An 11,881-nucleotide genomic window follows, 5' to 3' on the forward strand; every position below is an offset into this window, starting at 1 on the left:
ACCTCCTTTACGGACTATGGCATATCTCGCATCCTTATTGTAACGTACTTCTCTAGTTATGTCAAGATATGCCATATCTTTTCATCTTTTACTCTAACTCTTTAATTCTTGTTTTACCCAATCTAAAGCGTTCAAAATCGTCTGATAAGCCACGGGCAGTTATGAATGTCCTTGCCTTTTTCAGATCATTAGTGAGCTGTTCCTCACGCCCCAGACTTTTGATTTTTGTTCTGATGCTTTCTCTGTCCTTTCTGTAATCTGCATATTCCGATGAAAGTGCATCAAACTGCTGTTTCATGGTTTCAAGTTCCTGAACGGCAGTATCACGCTCATTTCTGAGCTTACTGATGTTCTTCTCCATAGCCACATATTTCTTGGCTGTATCACTGAGCCTGTCATAGTCTGCCTTGGAGAGCGTAACTTTCTTTCCGAATACAGATTCTCTGGCTTCGATATTCTCGATCTCACCGATACTTACTTTCTTCTTTGAAAGTTTTTCAAACTCAGCTGCTGTCTCGTCACATTCAGCTGTCAGCTTCTCTATCTCTGCATTAAGAGTATTGATCCTGTCCTGATGCTCACCGTATTCCTGAACAGTATAGCTGTAGCCTCTTGACTTCTTCGGTGCTGATATCTCGATACCATGAGCAGTACAGATGTCATGAAGTACATCCCACTCACTAAGCCTCCAGCGATTGATAGCATTTGCTCCTGTACCATGTCCCATTTCTTCGAGTGCCTTCGCCATAGCATTTCTGGTATCAAGTCCTCTGCTGAAATGTCCGACAGGGATATAGTCAATGTGAAGATGCGGTGTAGCTTCATCAAGATGCATCACTGCATTAAATACATGAAGGTTCGGATTCCTTTCCTGAAAACCTTCCATGTATTCACGCAGACATTCTTTTGCTGTTTCAGCATCCGCTGAATCAACTCCCGTATCGTCCCTGGTTCCTATCTGAACCAGATCCTCATAGAAGCTCTTTTGCTTATTAGCTCCTGTAATAACACTCTTACTTGGTTTACGACTGAAAAGATGTTCGAAGTAATCGGATATCTTTCGGTCGTTTCTTTTCTGATGAGCGTTATACCTTTCTATCGCTCCGTCAAAGAGCTTCCTGTAGGTTTCGCCCAGATCCTGACAAACAAATACTACGTTGTCAGCCGTTCTGGACTTGTCGATATTCCTGGCAGTGAAATCCCGATTGTTATGTGACAGGCTGCCTTTACCCTGACACATCGAGATGGATTTTTCGCTCATGGATCATCTCCTCCTTCATCACGTCTGACAAGGGCGAATGAACAGCGCAGGGCGCTGTTTTTACTTGCGGTATGCCGCCAGTAACCCCATAGCACTTTTGACAGCCTTAACAGTCCATCAAAAATGCTAACGGGGCTCTGCGAGGCTTTTATCGGTCCACGATACGGAGATCGTGTCTGCCAAAGCTGATATCTCAGCAACTGTATCCATCATCGAAAGTCGACCATCTTTATCGCAGTTTATGAACTCCATACAAAGATGCTCTGCAATATCGAGATGGTGCAGTGAATATATGAAACGCTTATCACATTCTTCATCAGGTGACTTCGGAGCTAATGCTCTCCAGTCACGCATCAGCCAATAATAATCGTTCAGTATTTTCCATGCCTGTTTCTCCCATTCTTCATAAGCTCTTTTTTCATCTGCACGTTTCTGATATTCTGTCACCTCAGCCTCAGTCGGAGCTTTACCTATTTCGATGTTCAGACCATAATCATCATTGAGTTTTTTTGCTGCATCTATAGGTTTGTTCAGACTGAACATTTTCTGTGTGAACCCGATAACATCAGCATGCTCTCCACAGCCAAAGCAATGAAAACTATCATGATATATTTTTGCAGAGGGAGTACGTTCGTTATGGAAAGGACACAGTGTCATCCCACTTCGGTTTACATCAAGCCCATATCTCTCCGCTACAGTTTTCATATCGACTGCAGACCTTATCTGCTCAAATACTGTCAAGCGCAGTTCTGGAAATATTTCATAAGATCTGCTTTATTAATGAGTATCTTACCACGGACACCCTCACCTGTGCGGATATATTTGATCTTATTCTGAGCCACGAGCTTACGGACTGTATGCTCAGAAAGTCCTTCGATAAGCTCAGTACATTCCTTTATAGTGAGCATCTTTATCTTTTCAGACTTTGATTCATTTGGTGCAGGAACTCTTTCAACAGGCTCATCGTATGCGATAGCCGTCATGATCTCCAGTACCTGATCAAGCATTGATTCCTTCTGTTCTCTTGTTAACATTAACATTCTCCTTTCGAATTTTGTGTGATTTTATCAGTGTGAACTTTAAGCATTTTAGACACAATAGACACTATAGGTCTATTGTGCTTAAAGTGTTTATCGTGCGTAAATGTTTGGATTGAAGCGGAGAGTAATGCCGCTTCTGTTACAGCCGTTCTGCGCAGGAGCGATCTCGCTTTTCAGATAGCCGTATTCTTCAAGTACTGCTATCGCCTCAGAAAACTCCTGTGCATTTTTAAAGAGCCTGCACCGACATATCCTGTAAAGATCGTTCTGCCTGATCTCGGAAATATTCTTAGATCTGACCTTTGCGAGGATACGCTCTGTCTGTATTGTCTGATTATCGGCATCTCCAAGTCCATAAGCGTATATCGCCTGTAATCGGAAATAATGACCTATCTCGATAGCGTTGCACATGGTATCATGGGATACCCTGACTTCATCCGGCTTCTCACCGTTCAGCACTGCTTTTATACAGTGCAGGATACCGCATATCCTTAACACCAGTCCGTGAAACTTGCCTCCCCAGTCGGCACAGAATGCCATATCTGTGAGAAGCTGCTGTTCCACAAACTTATCATGCAGGAATACATATTCTTCTTTTGCCTTATCATCAAGGAAAATAAAGCTTTCATCCGTCTGTCCGAGCTCAAAGCGCCTGAATTTATAACTCAGCAAAGCGTATATCAGGCGTTTATACTTTTCAGCAAGTTCGTCGGGAATAGGTTCGGTATCATATTTCCGCATACCTCTCAGGTCTTTAGGGAAACAGTAAACAAGACGAGCGAGAAAACCGCTTCCCCTGAATGCCATATTTCCTATCATGTTATCCCAGACATAAGGCTGACAGGCAAGGCATATTGAAACATAGGGCTTGTAGAGAATAATACTCTCACGGGTAATACGGTCGCTAATGAAGGTTTCTCCATTCCACGATTTAAGAAGCAAATCAAGGTTTGGTGCACTGCCGGTGTTGTATCTGCCGTTGAAGTTCCCGAGAGAGCCAGCCTCATCAGACATCATCATAAGCGTTCCGTTTACAGACAGCTGTCTGACAAGAGATTCAGGCGTAATATCATCGACTATTATACGGCGGAAATCCGCATTGGTAATATTACTCAGCTCCATTGAAAGCCTTGACATCTCCTTTGTATCGGCATCCGGATTCTTCTCCAGCGCTGACAGTTTGTTTGTGAGCACCTTCTTCTTTGCTTTATTCTCCAGTATCATCTCCTTATTTTCCTCATTGTACTCCCTTACAAATTCCTGATACGGCTGTGATATGAGTTTCATTACAGGCGACTTCTTGAAGCTAGCTTCTGCAACGATAAGACTGTCAATCACAAGCGGTTCATTATGATCCTTCTTTCCTGCGATACGGTACTGACCTGAAAAGCAGTAACTTATCATAGAAAGTATCGCCGTAGCAGCCATTGATACATCTGTTGATGTAGTCTCAGCAACGGCGCATGCCATATCTCTCAATACAGGCGGCAGAGCTGTTGTCGGAAACTCTATCATATTTGCTCTGTTCCCTTTTAATGGTGTAGGCTTTACCCACTGGATCTCGTTGCCCAATTCATCATCATCATCCTTTCTGAATAGATTTAAAAGCGCTTTTATGTATATCTTTTCAAGTGCTATAGTGCTTAAAGTGTTTATTGTGCGTATGTGTTCGGGTTGAAGCAGACTCGTTTATGATATACATAATACGCTTCTGACCTGAGTCGGCAAAACGACGACTCAGCTTATCATCATCAACGTGCTTTTTAATGCATCAGATGTATCCCTATATCAACAGAACACTCTCTACTTTTAAAGGTAAAAAACAAGCAAGTTGATACCCTCCTATCTGAAACATTTTCAGTTCGCTGTAATTAACCCTCACTTTTAAAGCCGAAAATACAGCAAGTTGCACGAATTAATTTTTGAAAAAATGGTCTGTTTTCAAATATTTCTCTCTTTTGTACAAATCAGAGCTTAAAAATATGCGGTACTTTTTTGCAGTTTTAATTCTTGAATTTTATTCCTACAATTTTAAAGGTAAAAAAATGACAGGGTTATGCGTCTTTTAAAAAAAATGTTCCGTGATGAATTTTTATCCCTCACTATTTAAAGGTAAAAAATCAAGAAGTGGACAACTTTTATTTTTCAAAAAAGGGTACTTTTTAAGAAATTTCTCTCTTTTGTACAAATCCATGCTTGAAAATATGTGAGACTTTTTAGCAGATTTATCCTGCAATTTTTTTCCTCTACTTTTAAAGCCGAAAAAATGAGGGGGTTATGCGTTTTTGTTTCATAATAATATCGGGTAACGAAACGAGACCTCATCTATATTCGCTAAACCTTCTTTGTAGTTTTTGCAAAGTCAGCTTTGCTTCTTCTTCAGTTTTGCAATGAACTATAGCATCATCTGAAAAAAATGAATTAATATAAACGTACTATTCTTAGTGGGACTTTAGTAAATCTTAGCAAATCAAATGTTAAATTATAAAATTACATGTTTGAATACAACACTTACGTTTCTTTTATCGAATATTCATTATGAATGAATTCATTATACGGTTGAAAGTAACATTTAAATATGATAGTATAATATAGAAATATTAATTTGTATCGTCAACTATAAATGAAAGGAGGAGGAAAATGACACATCGTGAATATCGTCTGCTATTAAAAACAGACACAACCAAAGCTCAGAGAGCTGTTTTTAACGAATACTTTAATTATGTATATGTGATAGTCCAAAATCGTCTGGGAAGCTGTGGGCAGCGTGAAGATATTGATGAATGTGTCAGCGATGTTTTTATTGATGTTTTCTACTCCTACGATTTGGATATGTTTATCACAGGCGATATTAAAGGCTTTATTGGAAAGATAGCATACAGAAAGGCAACTGATTATTTTCGCAGGCTTTCAAGATTGCCTGTTTCTGTTTCTATTGATGATGACTCAGAGGAAACGTTTTCTGCTGCAGATGATGTTCAAAAAAGAACTGAAAATAATGAGATACGGCGAATACTGCTTGAACTTATTGACGGTCTTGGCGAACCTGACGCTACAATAATAATACAGAAATACTTTTACAACCGCAATTCAAGAGAAATATCACAGATTGTACCACTTGCGCCTGTTTCGATAAGAATACGAAGCATTAAAGCACTGCGGAAACTGAAAAAGATGTTTAATGACAGGAATATCACAATATGAAAGGAGTAGGTAAGTATGAAAAGCAAGATTAAAAGAATGTTTCAGAATGCGGACAATGATTTTTTAAACACGCTGGCTGAACGCTATCCTGCGGCTGGCATTAAGGAACGTGAAAAAATATACATTATGATATCCAAAAAAAACGGTAGTGCGGATAATTACCAGTACGTTGATATAGTGCGGGGCATGGATATATACCGTCGTCCTAAATGGCATAAAGCCGCAGCTGTTACAGCCTCACTAGCCGCGACAGTTTTGGGTATCTCAGGTACTTTTTATTCTCTGAGTCGTTTCAGTGCTCCGGGCGAAAGTTCCACAAACCAGTACCATTCCGTCGAAGAATCTACAAAGGTTATACCACCTGAAATTGACATCACAACTAAAGAAGGTATTTATCAGAAGATGCTTAATAGTATTTACTACTATGACAAGGTATCAGGAGAGCTTGTACTAAGTACAGAGAATTCAACAGATTCCCTAATTATTGATTTTGAATCCGACCTTGAAAAATCACTTTCATATAGTAATTCAGAGAAAGTTAAAGTACTTTTTGACAATGACAACTATATCAGGGAAAATGAACTGTTCACCTATTGCGACGGTAATAAAATTTATAAGGTCGATACTTTAAACAAAACGACCGAAATGTACGGCTATGCTACAAAACGAAGCGAAATGACCGATACAAACGACAATCCTGCTCGTTATTCCGATGTAACAAATCTTCCTTATGTATCTACTGCTCTGATGCCGCGCCTGTCAGTGCTGGAGTTGATAAAAAACTCCGAAAACTGGGAGATATCGGGAACAGAAATATATCTTGACAGAGAATGCACCATTATCACCGGTGATAATAAGGAAGTATATGCTGATGAGCACGATATTTTAAGCTATTGGCTTTGTGTCGATAATAAAACAGGAGTTATACTGAAATATTTTGATTCCTTTCTGTCGGGAGAATATCAGCACGTTATGCTTATGAGGAATATCGCCTTTGACGATGATGTGGAGGTCAGGGATTTGGCGGATTATGTGCGTTCGGAGTCTCTTTCATCATATGATTCGGGAAACAATCTCACGGTAACAGCAGCTGTGGTAGGATATAATGAAAGGACAGGTTTCATTATAACCAATGAAATATTTAGTTACCCCGATCCCGCACATCTTGTTTTGAATGTTTATGATACTGATCTGAAAACTGTTATTGATGAATTTAGATTTGTCAACTATGAGGCAGAAAGAGAGAAAATAGTAAAATGAAAAAGAAATTAATGACTTTGGCTTTGACAGCCTGTACTATATTCACAGGCTGTTCGAACAAGACAGGTAGCAGCTCATCATCTGCTGAAAAAGTGCATTCTGACGGTACAGGCACAGCTGCACAGGAAAATGCTGTCAACAAAGAGGATATCGTCATAACACTGGGACTATTGAGCGAGCCCGAGGATGAGGGACTGATCAAGGCGATAGACGATTTCAACAACGCCGACAACGGCTGCCGTATCGAAACAGAATATATGTCAAGCCGTTATGATGAGGACGGCATCATTCACGGTTATACAGATGAAGAAATATCAAATATTGATTTTAATACCATACAGATGATAATGAAAGACGGCGGTCCTGACATAATCGGCGGCGGTACCTTCGGTGACAGTGCAAAATATGAGCTCCTGAAGCAGAAGGGCGCTTTCGCCGATCTCTATAAATTCATGGAGAACGATCCCGAAGTGAATACCTCTGCTCTCGATAAGCATATCCTTGAACTTAACGAATTGGACGGCAAACTGTACAGTATTCCTCAGTACTATGATGTACACACCATTATCAGCAAAAGCGAATACGGCGGCACCAAGCAAAACTGGACTATCGGCGAATTCATTGACCATTGGAACTCTATGCCTGAGGGTTCAACCATAGAGGGCTCAAACTGTGCCGAGTACATATTCTATAATCTTCTCCGTGAGAATCTTCCCTCATTTGTTGACGAGAAAAACATAAAGGTGAGCTTTGATTCGGAGGATTTCAGAAAGATGCTGGAGTTCTGCAAACAGTTCCCGAGCAACAACGGTCAGAAGGCTGATTATGACTATACTGCTCCAAGGTTAACAGGTAAATATTGGATAAAAAGTGTAAGCGATGCTATCTACAATGAGACAAACTATCAGACCTACGAGCAGAAGCAGTACCGTCTGCGCGACGGCGATTATACTCTTGTGGGCTACCCGACCTCTGACGGCAGCGGTGCATATCTTTCCACAGACTATCCCGGCTGGTCAATAAGCGCAGCCTCTTCCGATGAGAAACAGGAGGCGGCATGGAAGTTTATACGTCAGTTCTATACTGAGGAATTCCAGACCGAAAACGGAGTTATTGGTAATGAGTATCTTGACGACAAAGGCGAGAAAAAGATATACTACTCGACTGATCTCGGCTTCTGCATAAATAATGCCGCCCGAAAAAAGATAGCTGAAAATATTATCAGCGGTATGTATGATTCAGAAGAGCCCGAGTATGCTCAAGGCCACGAGATAACGATAGATAAGCTTAAACTTGACGAGAAGGACTGCGAGTTCATCGAGAACTATGTCAATTCCATTGACCGCTGGGATACAAGAATTGACAGAGAGCTTTGGTGGATAGTGAACGATGAGGTGCTTACCTGTCTCGGCGGCGGTCAGAGCGTTGACTCTGCAATTGATATGATACAGAACCGCGCTTCGCTTTGGGTAAGTGAGAGATATTAAATAATGACGCCCTGATTTAGGGCGTCTGCATCGAATATGAGCTATTCTGAATCAAGGTGTTGCCAAAACTGCAACACCTATGAGGAGTTCCATAACAGGCTTTATCGTTAAAACATATTAATGTCTATAACAAATTATAATTTTAATGTAAAATTCTTGATTTTTCGGTAAATATTTAGTATTATTAAGACAGGTGATAAAGTGTACGTGATTAAGGTGCGAAAAAGAAATGAGATAAATACAGAAAGGGAATCGGGTATCAATAAATAAAGGAGTGTTTTTTATGAAAAAGCGAATACTGTCATTAATTATGTCAGCCGTAATGACTGCATCATTTATGGTCAGTCCCTGTACTCATGCATTTAATATTTATGAATACGGTGAGGTCGTTGTGACAGTTATTGACGAAGAAACCAATGAACTGTTCAAAGAACCCGGTAAATTCGGTATGACAATGGTAGATGACAAATGGGACGCCTCGGTAAGCAATCCCTATACCGTAAAAAACGTACCTCTACACGGTTCATACTTTATTACATACGACCCTGACGGCATGGTATATGACGGATATTATTATGAAATAAGCGATTGTAAGCCCAACGTGTTCTTTCAATTTGAAGAAGGTAATGATACTCAAAATGTAACGGTATATATGCAGAAGCGCCCAATTAAAAATAAAGTTGAGTATGGAACTATAACGGTGACTGTCATTGACGAAGAAACCAACGAATTGTTTACAGAAGACAGAGCAGGTGGAAAATCAAATTTTGAAATGTACCGTTCATACATAACGAACTATGCTCCGAAAGAAGAAAGTTCAAAAACTTCAACTTCTGACATGAGCGTTTTTTTTGGTGGAACTTTTATTACGGGAAGCTGGAATACAGCACAAAGCAATCCGCATACATTTGAAAATGTTGTTGCAGGAAATTATATGTATCATATAAGTCATATTGGAATAGAACATGACGGATTTACTTATGTGATAGACGAAGAAAAATCAGATAATGATTTTATTTATTCAAGCCCGGAACCCAAAGAAGTAAAGATCTATATGAAAAAATACATATGGGAGAATCAGAAAGTCGATACTCAGGTGCCTGAGCCTGATACATCAGAATACGGAACAGTAACGGTGACTGTTATTGACAAAGAGACCAATGAACTTTTCAAAGAGCACAGCAAGTTTGGTTTGATGATGGCCGATGATAATTTGACAATGCTCGATGATAGATGGGACGCTTCAGGAAATAATCCATACACAATAAAAAATGTACCAAAAAACAATAAATTCTTTATCACCTATGATAATGACTTCATGAGATATGATGGTTATTACTACAGAATATACGATTATAGGTCATTTAAGTTTGACGAGGGTGAAGATACTAAGAATTTAACGATATATATGGAGAAACAACCTATTGAAATAAAACCTGAATACGGAACTATCACCGTGTCGGTTATCGACGAAGAAACAGGTGAGCTGTATAATGATGAAAATGACATTACCTCTGTTTCCTTTTTTAAAACTCCTTTGGACTTCCCCAAAGAAGGGCAGTTCGGAGGAACGATACAGATAGATGAATGGAATATTGGTCAAAGCAATCCTCATGTAATTGAACAAGCCGAAACAAATTACAGCTATACCCTGAACTATAGCATGATGTTTTTTAATACGCAATATACAGTTGACGCTGAAAAAATACCGGAAACAACATTTGATTATTTATCTTCCGAGCCAAAAGAAATCAAGCTGTATATTAAAAAGAGTGTATTGGCAGATCAAAAGCGCCCCAAACAGATGACACTGGACGATGTAGTTGCTCTGTCAAAAAAAGACGGCGAGCTTACGTGGGCTGACTTTGAAGCCTACAGCGGCAGAAAGTGCGGAACTCCTTTCGATATGCTTGCGTACATATACGAAATTGATGAAGGCTATTATCTCTTTGTAAGCGGGGCTGTTGACAGAGCTCCCGACCAAGTTCAGCTTTGCCGCTATAATGAAAAAATCAGCGTTGACGTACTTACAGGCGATGTGGAAGCTTTCATTGCTGAAAATACAGATTATGAGCTGCCTGATTTAGGATATACCTTTGACGAGATATATAATATGACCGAAGATGAGGTCAGAAATGTATTTAAAGAAAAAGGTCTCACCGATACCGAAAAGTATCATGTTTATCCGCAGAGAACAGGAAAAAGCGCTGCAAATGATTCTATGACGGTGTTGCTTTATCCCGAAAATTACATGATAAATCTCACCGATCACGAGCTTGTATCTCATGTAACAGATATGAACGATAGGGATAAGCTGTTCAAAGACAGCGATATCGTATGGGACAGGGAAAAGGTCAGGAAATCTCTCGGACTGCCAAAGGAGTATTTCGATGTTTATGTTGAGTCATCTATGACGGTGATCAAGAGCGCTCCTGAGGGTGAGGATCCCGATGTCAGGAAGTACTGCAAGTGCAGTATAAGGTGTATATCAAAGGATACTGAGAGTATCGCAGATCTTCGTCTCGCCGCACTTAACTACGTTCAGCTCAATCCTGATTTTGCTCTTGTTTATCATGAGACTTCTGGCGGCGAAAATGATACAAATGGAAACACAAACAAGGTAAAAGCAACAGTTCTTGATATAAACGGAAAATCACTGCTATTGCAGTCTGTTTCAAACTGTTCTGAAAGATACTTACTGTCCATTGAGCAGATTAAAGGTGATATTACGCCAACAGTAGGCATGAGCCTTGAAATCACATATGACGGCGGTATGTTTAATCTCGTTCCCATTCTGTTGATTGGCAACGTGAAAAAAGTCTCCGTTGTCTCGGAAAAAACTGAATGTCTTAAGGGCGACGCTAACTGTGACGGCGGAGTTGATATGGCTGACGCTGTGCTTATAATGCAGGCTCTTGCAAATCCAAATAAGTACGGAGAATTCAGCACGGAATATAACTATCTTACCGCACTTGGCAGACTCAACGGAGATATGGACGGCGACGGTCTGACTGTTGGAGATGCTCAGACTATTCAGAAAATGCTACTTGGCTTAGAGTAAACTAAAATCGGGTAATAAAATGTGACCGCATCGGTATAATTACTGAGTTTTATTCATCCCAAAAAAGAACGCCTTGATATGGCGTCCTAAGTTTAGTGCAGTCCCGTTTTGGGACTGCACCTGTTTCTATACCGACGAGATAGCCAAATCCGCTGGTTCAACTTCTGTTCAACAAAGTTGAACTAAATTACGATAAAACTTGAAATTTGCAACTATAGCTATTGCTCTATATTGCAGATTTTATCGTGTTTTCGGCGTTTACTGAAAAATAGTAATAATAAGTGAAACGATACTGCTTAGCTCAAAGAGATAATTTTATCCCTACTGGGAGAATATCAGACAACACAAGTACCTTTGCTTATGCAGAGGTACTTTTCTTTTTGTGTCGGTAAAGCTGCCGTGAGCTGTCAGCTGCTCACGCAAGCCTATTGTATACGCCGTCACCTCAGAGCCATCTGCACGGACTCTCAGAGCCACGTTGCCGCGCCTTGAGAGCCACCTTCACGGATCAAGAGCCACACCTTGCCGCTGACTGCTCGGCAAAAAGCGAGCCTGCCTGACATCACCT

General features: G+C 40.2%; 8 protein-coding genes. 4 read left to right on the top strand and 4 right to left on the bottom strand.

What is annotated here, in order from left to right; all coding sequences use genetic code 11:
- Positions 1-88: 88 nt before the first annotated feature.
- The 4 genes from IKW96_RS05365 to IKW96_RS05380 form a co-directional block, all read right to left on the bottom strand.
- Positions 89-1,261, bottom strand: a complete 1,173-nt coding sequence (locus IKW96_RS05365) for a plasmid recombination protein (RefSeq protein WP_296571321.1) — start codon at positions 1,259-1,261, stop codon at positions 89-91.
- A 126-nt stretch (positions 1,262-1,387) separates the two neighbouring features.
- Positions 1,388-2,002 carry a CHC2 zinc finger domain-containing protein gene (locus tag IKW96_RS05370; RefSeq protein ID WP_296571325.1) on the bottom strand — a complete coding sequence of 205 codons (615 nt, stop codon included), beginning with the start codon at positions 2,000-2,002 and terminating at the stop codon, positions 1,388-1,390.
- Positions 1,999-2,295, bottom strand: a complete 297-nt coding sequence (locus IKW96_RS05375; RefSeq protein ID WP_296571326.1) for a helix-turn-helix domain-containing protein — start codon at positions 2,293-2,295, stop codon at positions 1,999-2,001. The genes IKW96_RS05370 and IKW96_RS05375 overlap by 4 nt, the downstream gene beginning before the upstream one ends.
- 96 nt (positions 2,296-2,391) lie before the next feature.
- Positions 2,392-3,873: a YfjI family protein gene (locus tag IKW96_RS05380; protein WP_296571327.1), complete on the bottom strand. Its 1,482-nt coding sequence runs from the start codon at positions 3,871-3,873 to the stop codon at positions 2,392-2,394.
- Between the two features lie 1,068 nt (positions 3,874-4,941).
- On the opposite strand from IKW96_RS05380, the gene IKW96_RS05385 reads away from it, so the two are divergent.
- From IKW96_RS05385 to IKW96_RS05400, 4 genes are all read left to right on the top strand, one after another.
- On the top strand, positions 4,942-5,505 hold the full coding sequence (locus tag IKW96_RS05385) for a sigma-70 family RNA polymerase sigma factor (protein WP_296571330.1): 564 nt from the start codon (positions 4,942-4,944) through the stop codon (positions 5,503-5,505).
- A 15-nt stretch (positions 5,506-5,520) separates the two neighbouring features.
- Entirely contained in the window at positions 5,521-6,765 is a 1,245-nt protein-coding gene (locus tag IKW96_RS05390; RefSeq protein ID WP_296571333.1) for a hypothetical protein, read from the top strand.
- Positions 6,762-8,252 (top strand): extracellular solute-binding protein, encoded by a 1,491-nt coding sequence (locus tag IKW96_RS05395; RefSeq protein WP_296571336.1) that lies wholly within the window; start codon positions 6,762-6,764, stop codon positions 8,250-8,252. The genes IKW96_RS05390 and IKW96_RS05395 overlap by 4 nt, the downstream gene beginning before the upstream one ends.
- Positions 8,253-8,535: 283 nt before the next feature.
- Positions 8,536-11,313 (top strand): dockerin type I repeat-containing protein, encoded by a 2,778-nt coding sequence (locus IKW96_RS05400; RefSeq protein WP_296571339.1) that lies wholly within the window; start codon positions 8,536-8,538, stop codon positions 11,311-11,313.
- The last annotated feature ends 568 nt before the right edge of the window (positions 11,314-11,881 follow it).

Origin of the sequence: Ruminococcus sp., assembly GCF_017549005.1 — a bacterium.
GTDB lineage: Bacteria > Bacillota > Clostridia > Oscillospirales > Ruminococcaceae > Ruminococcus.

Coding starts and splice junctions, on each gene's coding strand:
- IKW96_RS05400 (WP_296571339.1), top strand. CDS start 8,536: ATGAAAAAGCGAATACTGTCATTAATTATGTCAGCCGTAATGACTGCA.
- IKW96_RS05375 (WP_296571326.1), bottom strand. CDS start 2,295: ATGTTAACAAGAGAACAGAAGGAATCAATGCTTGATCAGGTACTGGAG.
- IKW96_RS05365 (WP_296571321.1), bottom strand. CDS start 1,261: ATGAGCGAAAAATCCATCTCGATGTGTCAGGGTAAAGGCAGCCTGTCA.
- IKW96_RS05385 (WP_296571330.1), top strand. CDS start 4,942: ATGACACATCGTGAATATCGTCTGCTATTAAAAACAGACACAACCAAA.
- IKW96_RS05390 (WP_296571333.1), top strand. CDS start 5,521: ATGAAAAGCAAGATTAAAAGAATGTTTCAGAATGCGGACAATGATTTT.
- IKW96_RS05395 (WP_296571336.1), top strand. CDS start 6,762: ATGAAAAAGAAATTAATGACTTTGGCTTTGACAGCCTGTACTATATTC.